Annotated in this window: 13 protein-coding genes and 3 pseudogenes; 7 read left to right on the forward strand and 9 right to left on the reverse strand. The window is 61.1% G+C overall.

The features are described 5' to 3' along the window. The first annotated feature begins 58 nt into the window (after window positions 1-58). Complete coding sequence (locus ACEWPM_RS14715; protein ID WP_393963052.1) at window positions 59-1,273, forward strand: M24 family metallopeptidase; 1,215 nt, start codon at window positions 59-61, stop codon at window positions 1,271-1,273. 486 nt (window positions 1,274-1,759) lie between these two features. On the opposite strand, the gene ACEWPM_RS14720 is transcribed toward ACEWPM_RS14715, so the two are convergent. The 3 genes and pseudogenes from ACEWPM_RS14720 to ACEWPM_RS14730 all read right to left on the reverse strand — a co-directional run. After that, a complete protein-coding gene (locus tag ACEWPM_RS14720; protein WP_393963053.1) occupies window positions 1,760-2,959 on the reverse strand; it encodes an IS91 family transposase in 1,200 nt (399 codons plus the stop codon). Between the two features lie 12 nt (window positions 2,960-2,971). After that, window positions 2,972-3,899 (reverse strand): annotated as a pseudogene (locus ACEWPM_RS14725) (tyrosine-type recombinase/integrase). Window positions 3,900-4,109: 210 nt separating this feature from the next. Next, window positions 4,110-4,776, reverse strand: a pseudogene (locus ACEWPM_RS14730) (transposase); the annotation flags it as partial. Between ACEWPM_RS14730 and ACEWPM_RS14735 the strand changes: the two are divergent. Together ACEWPM_RS14735 and ACEWPM_RS14740 are read left to right on the forward strand one after the other, a co-directional pair. Beyond that, the gene (locus tag ACEWPM_RS14735) at window positions 4,674-4,928 is read left to right on the forward strand and encodes an MlrC C-terminal domain-containing protein (protein ID WP_393963054.1); all 255 of its coding nucleotides are present in this window, start codon (window positions 4,674-4,676) and stop codon (window positions 4,926-4,928) included. The pseudogene ACEWPM_RS14730 and the gene ACEWPM_RS14735 sit on opposite strands and share 103 nt — an antisense overlap. A gap of 257 nt (window positions 4,929-5,185) precedes the next feature. Beyond that, window positions 5,186-5,956 carry a tyrosine-type recombinase/integrase gene (locus ACEWPM_RS14740; RefSeq protein WP_393963055.1) on the forward strand — a complete coding sequence of 257 codons (771 nt, stop codon included), beginning with the start codon at window positions 5,186-5,188 and terminating at the stop codon, window positions 5,954-5,956. A 238-nt stretch (window positions 5,957-6,194) separates the two neighbouring features. Here ACEWPM_RS14740 and ACEWPM_RS14745 read toward each other — a convergent pair whose 3' ends face one another. Together ACEWPM_RS14745 and ACEWPM_RS14750 are read right to left on the reverse strand one after the other, a co-directional pair. Beyond that, entirely contained in the window at window positions 6,195-6,485 is a 291-nt protein-coding gene (locus ACEWPM_RS14745; RefSeq protein ID WP_393963075.1) for a hypothetical protein, read from the reverse strand. Between the two features lie 68 nt (window positions 6,486-6,553). Then, window positions 6,554-6,982: pseudogene (locus ACEWPM_RS14750) on the reverse strand (LamB/YcsF family protein); the annotation flags it as partial. Between the two features lie 293 nt (window positions 6,983-7,275). Here ACEWPM_RS14750 and ACEWPM_RS14755 point away from each other — a divergent pair. From ACEWPM_RS14755 to ACEWPM_RS14770, 4 genes are all read left to right on the forward strand, one after another. Beyond that, a complete protein-coding gene (locus tag ACEWPM_RS14755) occupies window positions 7,276-7,860 on the forward strand; it encodes a TRAP transporter small permease subunit (protein WP_393963076.1) in 585 nt (194 codons plus the stop codon). Then, window positions 7,860-9,251 carry a TRAP transporter large permease gene (locus ACEWPM_RS14760; RefSeq protein ID WP_393963056.1) on the forward strand — a complete coding sequence of 464 codons (1,392 nt, stop codon included), beginning with the start codon at window positions 7,860-7,862 and terminating at the stop codon, window positions 9,249-9,251. Before ACEWPM_RS14755 ends, ACEWPM_RS14760 begins: the two co-directional genes overlap by 1 nt. Before the next feature lie 222 nt (window positions 9,252-9,473). Further along, window positions 9,474-10,523 (forward strand): phage minor head protein, encoded by a 1,050-nt coding sequence (locus ACEWPM_RS14765; RefSeq protein WP_393963057.1) that lies wholly within the window; start codon window positions 9,474-9,476, stop codon window positions 10,521-10,523. Between the two features lies 1 nt (window position 10,524). Beyond that, window positions 10,525-10,827: a hypothetical protein gene (locus ACEWPM_RS14770; RefSeq protein ID WP_393963058.1), complete on the forward strand. Its 303-nt coding sequence runs from the start codon at window positions 10,525-10,527 to the stop codon at window positions 10,825-10,827. 213 nt (window positions 10,828-11,040) lie between these two features. Here the strand turns inward: ACEWPM_RS14770 and ACEWPM_RS14775 are convergent, their stop codons facing one another. From ACEWPM_RS14775 to ACEWPM_RS14790, 4 genes are all read right to left on the reverse strand, one after another. Then, the gene (locus tag ACEWPM_RS14775; RefSeq protein WP_393963059.1) at window positions 11,041-12,126 is read right to left on the reverse strand and encodes a TRAP transporter substrate-binding protein; all 1,086 of its coding nucleotides are present in this window, start codon (window positions 12,124-12,126) and stop codon (window positions 11,041-11,043) included. A gap of 151 nt (window positions 12,127-12,277) precedes the next feature. Continuing rightward, window positions 12,278-12,820, reverse strand: coding sequence for a biotin transporter BioY (locus tag ACEWPM_RS14780; RefSeq protein WP_393963060.1), 543 nt, complete (start codon window positions 12,818-12,820; stop codon window positions 12,278-12,280). Between the two features lie 88 nt (window positions 12,821-12,908). Then, entirely contained in the window at window positions 12,909-13,505 is a 597-nt protein-coding gene (locus ACEWPM_RS14785; RefSeq protein WP_393963061.1) for an energy-coupling factor transporter transmembrane component T family protein, read from the reverse strand. After that, window positions 13,480-14,184, reverse strand: coding sequence for an energy-coupling factor ABC transporter ATP-binding protein (locus ACEWPM_RS14790; RefSeq protein ID WP_393963077.1), 705 nt, complete (start codon window positions 14,182-14,184; stop codon window positions 13,480-13,482). The genes ACEWPM_RS14785 and ACEWPM_RS14790 overlap by 26 nt, the downstream gene beginning before the upstream one ends. Window positions 14,185-14,252: the final 68 nt, after the last annotated feature.

A 14,252-nucleotide genomic window follows, 5' to 3' on the forward strand; every position in this document is an offset into this window, starting at 1 on the left:
AAACCCTGATTTGCTGGTAGCGCAGAAGGTATCGCAACCAGATTGAAGGGGTATCCCAGTGCTTGATGAAATGCTGCAAGTGACCGAATGGCACAATGGCGAGAAGGAGTACTCCCCTTTCTCGGACAACGAAATGGCGCGCCGCCAGAACGAGTTGCGCGATTGGATGGGCAAGAATGATGTCGATGCGACTCTGCTCACATCGTATCACTGCATCAACTATTACTCGGGCTGGCTCTACTGCTATTTTGGCCGCAAATACGGCATGGTTATCGACCAGAAAAACGCGACGACCATCTCGGCCGGCATCGATGGTGGTCAGCCGTGGCGCCGCAGCTTCGGCAGCAACATCACCTATACCGATTGGCGCCGCGACAATTTTTACCGCGCAATCCAACAACTGACGCCGGGCGCGAAGCGGATCGGGATCGAGTTCGATCATGTCTCGCTCGACTATCGCGCGCAGCTTCAGGATGCGTTGCCGGGCGTCGAACTTGTCGATGTGAGCGGACCCTCGATGTGGATGCGCACGATTAAGTCGGCCGAAGAGATCAAGCTGATCACCGAAGGGGCCCGGATCTGCGACGTCGGCGGCTGGGCCGTGGCCGGCGCGATCAAGGCGGGCGAGCCCGAGCACGAGATCGCCATCGCCGGCACCAACGCCATGATCCGCGAGATCGCCAAATCCTTTCCGTTCGTCGAGCTGATGGATACCTGGACCTGGTTCCAATCCGGCATCAACACGGATGGCGCACATAACCCGGTCACAAATCGCAAGGTTCAATCGGGCGATATCCTAAGCCTGAACACGTTCCCCATGATCTTCGGCTATTATACGGCACTCGAGCGCACATTATTTTGCGATCACGTGGACGATGCCAGCCTCGATATCTGGGAAAAGAACGTCAAGGTGCATGAGCGAGGGCTCGAGCTGCTGAAACCTGGCGCGCGCTGCATGGATATCGCGACTGAGCTGAACGAAATGTACCGCGAGTGGGATCTGCTGAAATACCGCTCGTTCGGATATGGCCACAGCTTCGGCGTGCTGAGCCACTATTATGGGCGCGAGGCTGGCGTCGAGCTGCGCGAGGACATCGACACGGTTCTCAAGCCCGGGATGGTCGTTTCGATGGAGCCGATGGTCATGCTCCCTGAGGGCCAGCCCGGAGCCGGAGGCTACCGCGAACATGATATTCATGTCATCGAAGAGGATGGCGCACAGAATATCACGGGCTTCCCTTTCGGCCCGGAGCACAACATAATTAAGAATTGATGATCCTACCAAGCAAGAAAGGCCGGCACGTCGATGCCGGCCTTTCGCGTTTTAGTCCCTTGCGACGTAGATCCCTGCTTCAATGCCCATCTAAATGTCCACTTTTACTGTCTTGGCATCAAGAGCGAAGATCTGCAGCGAACTTCCGCTTCCCTGAAGGTTTTTCGATGCGGGCCGTGGCGCGCCGGCGGCCATCCTGCGGTGGTGGCCCGCGTTGACAAACCTCGGAAGGAGGAAGCCGCGGGGGTCTTGGATCAGGCTATGGGGAAAGTGCGCGGATGTCTGGGTCGACCGTCGGATCTGGGTGGAACTGGAGGCGTGGCTGGCGTCTGATCCATTCCCTGATTGCCCCAACGGCGTGGATAGATTGTGGGCAAATGGACCCGCGCGGTCGGGCCGGTGACGGCAGGCGCAATCCGGGTTGGCCGGGTCTGCAGGGAGCATCCGGTGCCATTCTGTAAAAGAGGGTCGCTGGCAGGAGATTTATCATGCGGCCTGCTCCCTGGGTGGGACGCGCGACATCGGTTTTTGCCCGCGTCGGAAGATCTCGATGATGCGCATGGGGCCGCCGCAGCAGGGGCATGGCTCGCGCAGGGTTAGCGGGGTTGCCTCGGCTTCTGGTTCAGGCGTGGTGGCTTGTTCGGGGCATTGGATGCAAAGCAACGCGCGGATCTTCGTGAGGTTGGCCTTGCGGGTCGAGCTGGCCAGCAGGCCGTAGTGCCGGATGCGGTGGAAGCCGTCAGGGAGGACGTGGATCAGGAAGCGGCGGATAAACTCGGGGGTGGCCAGCCGCATCACCTTCTGGCGATCCCCGTGCTTGATGCGGTAGTCCTTCCAGCGGAAGGCCACGGTATTGGCATCGGCGCTGACCAGGCGGGCGTTCGAGATCGCCACCCGGTGGGTATAGCGGCTCAGGTAGGCCAGCACCGCTTCGGGGCCACCGAAGGGCGGCTTGGCATAAACCACCCATTCGGATTTGCGGAACGGGGCGAGCCAGGCCAAAAAGGCATCGGCCTCAGCCAGATCTTCGAGATCGCCGAAGAGGGCGAGTTTGCCCGCGCGGTGCAGGTCCATCAGCCCCTCCAGAAAGAGGCGCCGGAACAGCCGTGACAGCACCCGCACATGCAGGAAGAAGCCGGGGCGGCAGGCGATCCAGCGACGCCCGCCCGGCGACAGGCCGCCACCGGGAACGATCATGTGGACATGCGGGTGGTGGGTCAGCGCCGATCCCCAGGTGTGCAGGACGCCGGTCATGCCGACCCGCGCGCCCATGCGCTTGGGATCGGCGGCGATGGTCATCACCGTTTGCGCCGAAGATTTGAACAATAGCCCATAGACGGCCCGCTTGTTCCAATAGGCGATCCGGGCAATCTCTGCTGGCAGCGTGAAGACGACATGGAAGTATTCAACCGGCAACAGATCCTCGGCGCGCGCCTCCATCCAGTCGCGTGCCGCTGGCCCCTGACACTTCGGGCAGTGCCGGTTCTTGCAGGAATTATAGGCGATGTGGTGGTGGCCGCATTTGGTGCAGCCCGCCACATGCCCGCCGAGCGCTTCGGTCCGACAGGCTTCGATTGCCGACATCACCTTGAGCTGGGCAAGGCTGACATGCCCCGCATTGTCCCGCCGCCACGCGGGGCCGTGGGCGCGAAAGATGTCAGCGATCTCCAGCTTGGGCCGAGCCACGGCCTCCGAGCGTTATGCCAACCCTCGTCGGAGGGTCTCGTCTTGCAACAGCTTGATCTGCTCATAGGGACTGACCGTGCTGCGGATCGTCTTGGTGGCCACGTGGGCGTAGCGCGCCGTCGTGGTCAGCTTGGCATGCCCGAGCAAAACCTGGATGACCCGGACATCCGTGTTTGCCTCCAAAAGATGCGTCGCGAAGCTGTGGCGGAGCGTGTGCAGCGTTGCAGCCTTCTTGATGCCGGCCATGCGTCGCCCGGCAGGGTATTGCGCAGCAATGTCCCGAGAGGGAGCTTGGCCGAGGTGAACGCCCGGTTCAACTGTCGCGGCGACAGCGGGTTGATCTTGGGTTTGCCCGGGAAAAGCCAGCCTTCAGGGCTGACTCGCGCCAATACTCGCGCAACAACGCAAGCAGGTTGGGCGACAGCATCGCCTTGCGATCTCGCCCGCCCTTGCCGTCATCGACGTGGATCAGCATCCGATCGCTGTCGATGTCGGTGACCTTGAGGTGGCATACCTCCGAGGCGCGCAGACCCGCGCCATAGCTGATGCCGAGAGCCGCGCGATATTTGAGCCCTGGGCCCGGGACGGCGGACAACAGATCGGCGACCTCCTCGACGCTGAGGATTATGGGCAATTTGCGGGGCTTGCGGTGAAACTGCATGAACCGCTTCATGTCTTCGCGTCCGCAGGTGACACCGAAAAAGAAGCGAAGCGAGATAATACGCACATTGAACGTGCTGGCCGACACCCCGTCCTCGGTCATCTTGAGCTGATACGAGCGCAATTCCTCTGGCGTGGCCGTGTCAGGCGGCCGCCCTAGAAACGCCGCGAAATGCTTCACGTTGCGGATATGGGCCTTCTGGGTCTTCTCGGCCAAACCCCGAATGTTCATATCCTCGATCATCCGCTGGCGCAGCGGTGTTACTCTCTCCTCTGTCATGGAAGCCTCCTGTCTATCGATTGAGAAGGCCCCAATCGTCAGGCAGGTCAGGAAGATCGCAAAATGCGTATCGTTACGGGCGGTTCACACCATCAGCCAAGAACGCCAATGCCGCGGAGCGGCTTAGTCCTCCCGCCGATTCTGTGGAAAAAGCGACTATTCGCGAGCGCAGGAATCCGACGCTCAAGAGATGCGCGCACGCCTTTCATCTCAGGCTTTGCGCGTTTGCTGTGGTGCAGGAAAGATCTTCGCCAGCTCCTGAGGTTCTGGGCGTTGGCGGCGAGGGGGAATTCGTCGTTTGCGCCGCATGGGCCGCGCAATCGGAGCCTTCCGAGGCCGAGGATGCGCTTGAGGTGCGCGAAGAGCATCTCAACCTTCCCCCGGAGCCTCATCGAGGCCTCATATTGCCTGGTCTTCGCGATATCGCGGGCGACCTGGCGAGCGTCTTCGTGTTCTTCGCACGTGATCGATCTGACATCTGCATTCGGGCAGCATTTCTGTTTCGATGGGCATGCCTGACAGGTAAGTCGCAAGGCGTGGTATTTGGCGCGCCCTTTGCCGGTTGGCCCCCGCGTCAGGTCGGGGCAGTTCCGGCGGAATTGCTTCAGTGTTTGGCCTTCGGGGCAAATGTATTGATCGTTCTCGGCGTTCCATTCGAAGTCCCCCCGGCTCCGGGTGCCGTCGATACGGTTGGATTTGTCGAAGACGGGAATATGCGGGCGATCTTGCGATCGACCAGCCAGCCCAGCATCGGTCCGGTGCCGTAGGCGGTATTTGCGATCAGGCGCTCGGGATGCAGGTCGAACCTGGCATTCACCCGATCCAGCATGGTTTTGGTCGATCCGACTTCGGCCTGCCGGATCGAAAGGGTCGCCTCATCTGCTGGTCGACGATCTGCGCACGCAGGTCTATCAGCCAGAGGTTTTCGAACAGATGGGCATCCGTCTGGCCGAGAAGCGACTGGTCGTCGTCAAACCCACTTTTCATTTCTACGCCCCATTCCGCGCGATTGCATCGCGTGTGATTTAGGCGGCCACACCGGGTGCCGCCTCGCCATATTTCCGGAACTTCGAGTATCGTCGAGGGGGCGCAGGACTTTACCCGTTTGCGGGAGACCCTGTCGGCTATCCGCAAGGTATGCTTGCGAATGGCGCGGCCTGACCGGTGCACGAGGAATTATCCCTTGCCCGTAAGGTAGTGATACTCGGCAAGCGACAGGTCATGGTGTATATCCGCGGATTGATGAAATCGACCGACCGAGGATCTTACGGGCCGGATTTGACATCGTGGAGGTGAGATTCAAAGAGGCCGGGATCCGTTGGGCACCTTCCACAATCCAATGCCAAGTGACGGTCCCCATCTACGCCGTAATCAACTTTATCACCGGCAATCGAAGAGAGCGCCAGGAGAAGAATGTGCGCAGCAGATATCTTTCTCCCGCTCAGCTCGAGGCTTTGATCCAAGTCGCAATGGCGCCAGAAGCGGCGCATGTCTATGACAATGACCATCGTCTCTTGAAGATCATCGTCTTCATGGGCGCAACGGGTTGCGGGCCCGGGGAAACCTCTGCAGTCAAGGTCGCGGACTTCAACTGGTCAACAAACGAGGTCTGGATTCCGGCCATAGAGGATGGTGCGAGCAAGACACTCTCTCGGGCCCGGTGGGTCTACCTGCCGGATAGGGCCATCGAGTTGATCGGCGAGATACCGAAGACTGGGCACGCGTTCCTGTCGTCTCGCGGCAACCCGTTCAAACTGAGGGACCATGGCGGCGGGCAGATCGCGAAGCAATTCCGCAAGCTCTGTAAGGCGGCTGGTTTACCCAAAAACGTGGTCTGCTACACGCTTCGTCACACTTGGGCGACGTTCCATTCGGCCCAGGTCGCCCACCACGACCTTCTTCTCGACCGGGGCGGATCGGCGAAGGCCGACACCGCCCGCGACTACCGCCAAGCTCATCCGGCAGACCTGGTCGAGCAACTCTACGCCTGTGGCTGGGGACTATGGGCAAGATCCGGTCAACACGCAAAAATTCATGCAGAAAGCGTGAGGAAATAAATATGTTACGGGAAATGTCCGCTCTCTTAGCAGGGGAGCGCCTTCGACCACTTGGCCACGTCTCCGCTGGCCCGCTTAGGGATGTCTTCCCGCAGAAACAAGGTGACACTTCAGGGAAATCGAACCGGCTGGGCCTTGCCTGGTTTTTGCGCTTAGAGGGATCAGTCGAACTGGAAAAGTTGCTTACTTTCAGCGAGACGCAGTGCCAATCCGGTGAAACCTTGAACAGTTTAGAGCATCATTCCGACTCTGGGGCGGCGCCGATGACGCCGCTGATAAGATTGGTGGCCAGCAGGCTATGAGAGGTCAGTTTATCGGGATCAAGACGAAGGGGCTGGATTGTGGCGGGGGCCTTGGCCATTGCGGCAGCACGGGCGCAATGGGATATCCTGCGCCTCTTCCACCGATAAGGCCGCAAAGCGCAGTCCGGCACCCGGGTAATGCGGCCCAACGCCGGCAGGTCGGCCGCGATGACGCCGGCGATCTTGGAGTAACCACCCGTCGTTTGGTGATCGGCCAGAAGGACGATGGGCTACCCGTCGCTGGGTGACGGTATGGCGCCCGTTGCAACGCCGTCCGAGACGATGTCTTATCCGTTCGGTGGGACAGACCCGAGCCGCTCAGGCGCTGGCCCATTCGGTCGGCCTTGGCGGTCACGCAGAACTCTGCCTGCAGAAACTCGGCTACGGCATCGTGGGTGAAATGATCGCCTTGCGGGCCGGGAACGACGCGAATGGTTTCCGGCACACCCACCGCACAGGCCATCGTCTGAATCGCGCCGATCTGGTAGATCAGCAGCTTTTCGATCTCATCGGGGTCGTCCTCGGCAGACCGGCTTCGGCCGAACCACCACCGTTCCAGATAAACGGGATGCGCGCCTGCACTCACGCTGTTGGCTTTGGCAAGTCTGAGCCTGCGGTGCATGACAAGCGGATCGCCAGCGTGGAATCCGCAGGCAATATTGGCCGATGTGACGATGTCGAACATCGCCGCATCATGGCCGATCGTCCAGGCCCCCAAGCTTTCGCCAAGACGGCAAACAAATCCATCTGCCGCATGATCCCCTGTCTACGCCGCCTACCCAATTACGATAAGGGGCTACAGGCCTCAGGGCCAAAGAAAAGGCCCGCAGTCTGGCTCACGTCCCCGACCGTTCTTCTGCCGGTCCCGGCCAATGGCCGAATACTGCGAAACGCACCTGCTTCGCGCAACAAACAAACGCTTTTGGTTGACTGATAAGACACTTCGCTGTTTAAGGCCGGGACCCGTGCGGCCGACGTGGATTGCACGAGCCTTGCAGGGGAGAGCACACCGAAATGATGCGATTCATCGCCGGAATTGCCGCGCTGATATGCTGGATCAACTGGCTTGTCGGGCAGGTCTTTGCCTGGCTGAGCCTGGGCATCGTGCTGGTCTGCTTTACCGTGGTCGTGCAGCGCTATGTCTTTGCCATCAGCTATGTCTGGATGCAGGATCTATATATCTGGCTGAGCGGCGCGATGTTCACCGCCGTCGCGGGATTCGCGCTGATGCGGGACGACCATGTGCGCGTCGACATCTTCTACCGTCCGGCATCGGTGCGCAAACGCGCGATGGTCGATCTGATTGGCGCACTTATCTTTCTGCTGCCCTTCACCGGCATTGTCTATGTTTACTCCATGCCCTTCGTGCTGCGCGCCTGGTCCTATACCGAGGCGTCGGCGAATGTGGGCGGCATGCCCGGCCTTTACATCCTCAAGTCGTTCATCATCGCCTTTGCGGTCCTTCTGGCACTGCAGGGCATCGCGATGATCTGCCGGTCGATCCTGGTGCTGGGCGGGCGGCGCGATCTGGTGCCAAGCGTCATTCAATACCCCGTCGGCGCGGATGACGCAGCCGCTGCTGCAATCGAGGGATCGCACTGATGGACCCCATCCTGATCGGCGAAATCCTCGCCGGCCTCATGTTCTTCGGCATCATCGGATTTCTGCTGATGGGCTTTCCGGTGGCCTTCACGCTGGCGGGCGTGTCGCTGATGTTCGGCGGCGTCGGCTATATGCTGGGCGTGTTCGACCCCTCTAATTTCGGCGCGCTGCCGAACCGCTATATCGGCTTCATGACCAACGAAGTGCTGGTCGCCGTGCCCCTCTTCATCTTCATGGGCGTCATGCTTGAGCGATCGCGCATCGCCGAGCAGCTTCTGATGACCATGGGCAAGCTTTTCGGCAATCTGCGGGGCGGGCTTGGCATTTCGGTCATCCTGGTCGGCGCGATGCTGGCGGCCTCGACCGGTGTCGTGGGCGCCACGGTGGTGACGATGGGCCTCATCTCGCTGCCCGCGATGCTGCGCGCGGGGTACGACCCCAAGCTGTCGACCGGTGTCATCTGCGCGTCCGGCACGCTGGGCCAGATCGTGCCGCCCTCGACCGTCCTCATCTTCATGGGCGACATGCTGTCGGGCATCAACAGCCAGGTCCAGATGGCCAAGGGCAATTACGCGCCCATGCCCGTCTCGGTGGGCGATCTCTTTGCCGGCGCGCTGCTGCCAGGCTTCCTGCTGGTGGGACTCTACCTCGCCTACACGATCTTCAAGGCGATCACTGATCCCGCCTCCTGCCCCGCGACGCCCGTCCCCGAGGCCGAGCGCGGCGATCTCATGCGCGAGGTTCTTTCGGCCCTCCTGCCCCCGATGCTGCTGATCCTGGCTGTCCTAGGCTCGATCCTCGGCGGCATCGCCACCCCGACCGAGGCCGCATCGGTGGGCGCCGTAGGCGCGATGGTGCTGGCGGCGCTGCGCTGGCGCCTGTCGCTGACCATCCTGCGCGAGACGGTCATCGCCACGGCGACGATCACCTCGATGGTCTTCGTCGTCCTTCTGGGCGCGTCGGTCTTCTCGGTCGTTTTCCGTCTGATGGGCGGCGACAACCTGGTGCATGAATTCCTCAGCACCTTGCCCGGCGGCACCCTGACCGCAGTGGCGATGGTCATGGCCATCATGTTCCTGCTGGGTTTCATCCTCGACACGTTCGAGATCATCTTCATCGTGATCCCGATCACCGCGCCGGTGCTGCTGATGATGGACGTGGACCCCGTCTGGCTTGGCGTGATCGTGGGCGTGAACTTGCAAACCTCGTTCCTGACCCCGCCCTTCGGCTTTGCACTTTTCTACCTGCGCGGGGTGTCCCCGCCCGAGCTGCCCACCTCGGCCATCTACAAGGGCATCCTGCCCTTTGTGGTGCTGCAAATCCTGGCCATCGCGATCCTTTTTGCCTTCCCCGGCATCGTCACATGGCTGCCCAAGCTGATTGCGGGCTAGACAGGCCAGACCGCACATGAGCAACATCTGAAAAGACCCAGCATCTTTACCGGGTCTTTTTTGACTCCTACGGTGAAGGGCTGGTTTGAGTCCAGAATCACCGATGCTGCGCAACGTTTGAATGTCTGATTCTGACGCGAGTAGAGTTTGTTGCGAACGGTGGTCTTATCTTTTCTTTACCAATTGTGAATAGAACCTGTCTCGCACGCACTCGGAGGCTCCATGCAACACAGTTTCAGCGATTTCCTCCGGCATGGTGGCGACAGCCAGTACAGAATAGCGCAGCGACATGGTCGTCTGGTTGGCTTTCGCTTGGGATTGTCGCTCAAATCCACTTTCCCAAACTATTCCGCTTTGCGGGTCGATTTCAGCGAACGCGTCGATCAGGTGACTGCTGAAAACACCCTGATGCTGCTGAACGCGCTGACGCCGCCTGACTCGGTGCCAACTTTTTCGGCATCCGATTTGCGAGATGTGTCCGATGCAAAGACGGAAGCGCTCAACGCATGGGACGCTCGGCTTGAGAACATATACAGCGAATATCAAAATCATCCGCAACGGCTTAGGCCGCTTCGAACGGCCATGGAAGAACGCCTTGTGCGCGCCTTTGCAGGACTGATCAATCAACTCCGGCAGGACGACCTTGGTATTGAGAGGTATGTTTGGCGCTCGCAGGGCGATCCCAAGGTGCGCGATAGCCATGCAGAATATGACGACCAGGTGTTTCGTTGGGATGATCCCCCGGCGGGCGGGCATCCTGGCGAGGCGCATAACTGTAGGTGTTATGCGGAACCGATTGCGTCAGCACCTCAAAACAACGTAATTCCAGCCGGCTCCGATCGCGGCGTTCCCCCGCAAGACCTTTCAATTCATGAAATAGGCGGGGGCCATACCATTGCCCTGCATGTCGGGAAGAGCGAAGCCTTCCTAATCGGATCGGTCAGCACTCCACGTGGAAGAACACTTTTCGTCAGCCAGTATCGTTGGCGGCACGGGCCTTTCCCGTCACTTGAAGCGGCCGAAAAGTTGACGAACTCTAATCTTGCGAGAAACTTGGACGTTGTGAACGAAGTGGCCAGTGGGAGCGTGCGTCGAGCCTTCATAACAAGTGATTTTGGATCAATAACAGGCTTTGAAGCATACAGAACCACTCAACGTGCTTCATCCCCGATACGGCTCCGGCGAACATTTGGAGTGGGAACCGTTATCGAGCACGCCCCAGACATGCCGGATGGGTTTATCATTATCACATCCTATCCAAGGATTGACTGACATGACGCCTCCGAAATCATTCTACGACTTCACCCTGCAATTTCATCAAGACCTAGATGTCGTCCATCCTGGTTGGGCCGAAACCCCAGACGGGCGCAACCAAATCTATGAAGACTTTCGGCAAGGTTACGGTGATCAAGCCGTACGGGAGCTGGCCACATTCTGCGAAAAACTCTTAGCTGACAACGAGATTGATCTTGGCTCGCTTTGGTTCAAAGAATCCAAGGCCGATTGGGTTATTCAAGATGAGGGCGTTCGTTTCCTATTTCGAGACTTTTTGGGCTGGGCGGCTTCACTATCTTAGGCCGCTTTTCAACGCGGAAACTCTCATAGCCGACATTGGGGCAAACGCAGCGAATTCACACTTTGTCCCGCTTAGCCGCCACCCATCGGGTAAGCGCCAGCACCTCCACGAGCAATTTGCAGTTGGGCAGGGCCTCAGCCCTGATACCTGTCTCCTACCCCAGCAAAAAAAAGGCCCGGCATCGCTGCCGAGCCTTGCGTTTTTGTTAGGCGATCACAGGTCGAAATAGCTCTTGCGGGCCTGCTGATACGGCATGTCGATCTGCTCGGTCCGCGAGCGCACCAGCGCAAGCGCGCTTAGGAAGCTCTCGGTGGTTTTCTTGACGAGGGGGTCGTCGCTCGCCCGCAGGTCTTCGATCACTTCCTTGGCGGCGTTGGCGCCCGCCTCCATGATGTCGTCGGGGAACTGGTGCACCTGCACGCCATGTTCGTCGATCAGCGTTTTCAGCGCGCGCGGGTCGTTGGCGATGAAATCGGACGAGACCATCTCGTATTCCGCCTGCGCCACATCGCGCACCAGCGCCTGCAGGTCTTCGGGCAGCTCTTGGTATTTGGCCTTGTCGACGACCACCTCCGTGGCAAGCCCCGGCTCGACAAAGCTGGAGAGGTAGTAGTGCTTGGCCACCTGGTGAAAGCCGAGCGCCAGATCGTTGTAGGGTCCGACAAATTCAGCGGCATCGAGCGTGCCCGACTGCAACGCCTGAAAAATTTCGCCAGCGGCCATGTTGGTCACGGTCGCGCCCAGTTTCTCCCAGACGCGGCCGCCCAGGCCCGGCGTGCGGAAACGCTTGCCTTTGATCGAATCGAGGCCGGTCAGCTCTTCGCGGAACCAACCGCCGGTCTGGTTGCCGGTATTGCCCGACAAGAAGCCCTGAACGCCGAACTGGTCATAGATCTCGTCCCAGATTTCCTGCCCGCCCATGAAACGGACCCAAGCGGTCAGCTCGGCCGTGGTCATGCCGTAGGGCACACCGGTAAAGAAGCTGAGCGCGGGCGATTTGTTCTGCCAGTAATAGGCGGCGCCGTGGCTCATCTCGGCGGTGCCGTCGATGACGGCGTCAAGGCTCTGAAGGGGCGGGACCAGCTCGCCGGCGGAATAGACCTGAACGGTCAGGCGGCCACCCGACGCGGCGGTGATACGGTCGGCAAGACGCTGTGCCCCAACGCCCAGACCGGGAAAATTCTTGGGCCATGTGGTGACCATGCGCCACGTGATATTGCCCTGTGCGATGGCCGGTGCGGCCAGTGCGGTCGCGGCGGTGCCAAGTGCACCAGCGCGGATAAACGAACGACGATCCATTAAGGTAACCTCCCAGTTATGTAGGATCCTGCAACGCGGACTGCTCGAACGCCCCCCGCCCCGCTATGGTGCCGCGAATTAAGCAGCGCCCGCCGGTAATGTCCATGATTACATGGGACGCGAAAGTGCATCTGCCTTCTCGCTCGCCGGGTCAGGCGCGCGTCAGCACCGCACGCGGCCGCGCCCGGTAGAGCGCCGAGGTGATCAGCCCCGCCAGCACCGCCTTGATCGCGTCGCCCGGGATGAAAGCCGTGACCAATAGCGCCGCCTCGCCCAGCGTCTTGCCCAGCACCTGCGCCAGTCCGATGATGCCGAACGCGTAAAGGACAAGTCCGCCCACCGCCGCCGCGACGCCTGCCGAGACGGCAAGCGGCACGCTACGCCAGCTTTGTGTGATCAGGCCCGCAAAGAACGCCGCGACCGGGAAGGCGATGAAAAAGCCCCCCGTGGGCGATACGATCACGCCAAGGCCGCCCCGTCCGCCTGACAGAAGCGGCAGACCAAGGCAGACCAACAGCATGAAAAGCAGCACCGCCAGCGTGCCTCGCTTTGCGCCCAGAACCGTGCCGCACAGCATCACGCCCAGAGACTGCGCCGTGATCGGCACGCCGAAGGGCAGCGTCACTTGCGGGATGATCCCCAGCGCGGCGATCAGTGCGGAGAAGAGGGCGACGAGGGCGATGTTGCGTTCCATGGGCTTGGCTCCTGATGGGCGGTTCGGGCATAGCTGCGCCAGAATGACGCGGCGTGGCAACCAAAAACTTGCGTCGCCCCAACTCGGGCTAGACGCCGCCGCGTGCCTTCAGCGCATCGGCAACCCGCTCGGCATCGTCGATGGCGCAGAGGGCAAAGGGCGTCACGATGCGCCATCCCGGCCTGCGAGCCGAGCGCGCGCGCCATGCAAGCCGTAATGCCGCGCCCTTGTCGGCCAGCATGGGCGTGAAACGGATGACCAGCGCGATACCCAGCTCCAGCGCGCGGGTCTCAACCCCGAACCGGCGCAGCGGTGCGGCCAGCCAGCGCACCACGGCGATCATGTCCGACAGCCGCGTCGTTATGGTCACAAGGTTGGCCAGGCCTACGGCGGTCAGCAGACGAAGCGCGATCACCGCGCCCTGCACCGGCGTCGCTGTCACCGCGTGCCAGATCAGGATGATGGCGAGGAAGGGCCAGAGCACCCGTAGCCGCACCATGCCGCTGCGGAAAAACACCGCGCCCGGCGCAGCATAAAGCGCCAGCATCCCAACAAAGGCCGCCGCGTGGCCCGGCGCGCTGCCCATCGCGAAAAGCACCATCGTTGCCGCGCAAAGCGCCGCCAGCTTGGCCCCCGCGGGCCAATGATGCGCGCGGGTCTCAACCGGCGAGGTCAGCGATATCATCCAGACCTCCCAAACGCTTCATCTCAGCGCGGAACTGGGCAAGCACGGCCTCCGGCGCACCGTCCTGCGCGATCCGCCCCTCGGCGATCCATAGCACGCGGTCATAGTCTGCCAGCACCTCGGGGTCGTGCGAGATATGGATCAGCTGCGCCTCGGCGCGGTCCAGATAACGCATCAGCTGTATCCGCGTGGGGATGTCGAGGCCGGACAGAGGCTCGTCCAGCACGATCAGCGCAGGGCGCATGGCGAGGATCGACATGAGGCAGACCAGCTGCTTTTGCCCCTGGCTGAGCGGATGAATGGCCGCGCCCGCCCAATGCGCCTTGCCGAACTCGGCGAGGATGGCGCGCACACCCTTGGCCGCGTCGGCCTTGGACTGGCCCAGCTGGCGCAGGCCGAAGGCGATCTCCTCATCCACAGTCGGAAAGATGATCTGGTGATCGGGGTTCTGAAAAAGGATGCCGACCGTGCGGATGGCCGCGCGCCGATCGCGCGCCACATCGACGCCGTAGATGCGCAGCGTGCCTTCATCCTGAGCCTCCAGCCCGGCAATCACCCGCGCCAGCGTGCTCTTGCCCGATCCGTTCCGCCCGACAATGCCGATCCGCGCCTCATCGGCGCGCAGGCTGATCCCGTGCAGGATGGTCCGCCCCTCCAGCGTCAGTGAAACGTTCTGCATGTCGAGCGAAGGGGTCACCGCGCGGCCTTTCCTGCTAAGCGCATGACTTAGCCGGGCCGGGACCGGGA

The sequence above is a fragment of the Roseovarius maritimus genome, from assembly GCF_043355895.2.
GTDB lineage: Bacteria > Pseudomonadota > Alphaproteobacteria > Rhodobacterales > Rhodobacteraceae > Roseovarius > Roseovarius maritimus.

Excerpts from the sequence above, each read along its gene's own strand:
- ACEWPM_RS14760 (WP_393963056.1), top strand. The coding sequence starts at position 7,860 with ATGGACCCCATCCTGATCGGCGAAATCCTCGCCGGCCTCATGTTCTTC.
- ACEWPM_RS14775 (WP_393963059.1), bottom strand. The coding sequence starts at position 12,126 with ATGGATCGTCGTTCGTTTATCCGCGCTGGTGCACTTGGCACCGCCGCG.
- ACEWPM_RS14770 (WP_393963058.1), top strand. The coding sequence starts at position 10,525 with ATGACGCCTCCGAAATCATTCTACGACTTCACCCTGCAATTTCATCAA.
- ACEWPM_RS14780 (WP_393963060.1), bottom strand. The coding sequence starts at position 12,820 with ATGGAACGCAACATCGCCCTCGTCGCCCTCTTCTCCGCACTGATCGCC.
- ACEWPM_RS14765 (WP_393963057.1), top strand. The coding sequence starts at position 9,474 with ATGCAACACAGTTTCAGCGATTTCCTCCGGCATGGTGGCGACAGCCAG.
- ACEWPM_RS14755 (WP_393963076.1), top strand. The coding sequence starts at position 7,276 with ATGCGATTCATCGCCGGAATTGCCGCGCTGATATGCTGGATCAACTGG.
- ACEWPM_RS14790 (WP_393963077.1), bottom strand. The coding sequence starts at position 14,184 with ATGCAGAACGTTTCACTGACGCTGGAGGGGCGGACCATCCTGCACGGG.
- ACEWPM_RS14785 (WP_393963061.1), bottom strand. The coding sequence starts at position 13,505 with ATGATATCGCTGACCTCGCCGGTTGAGACCCGCGCGCATCATTGGCCC.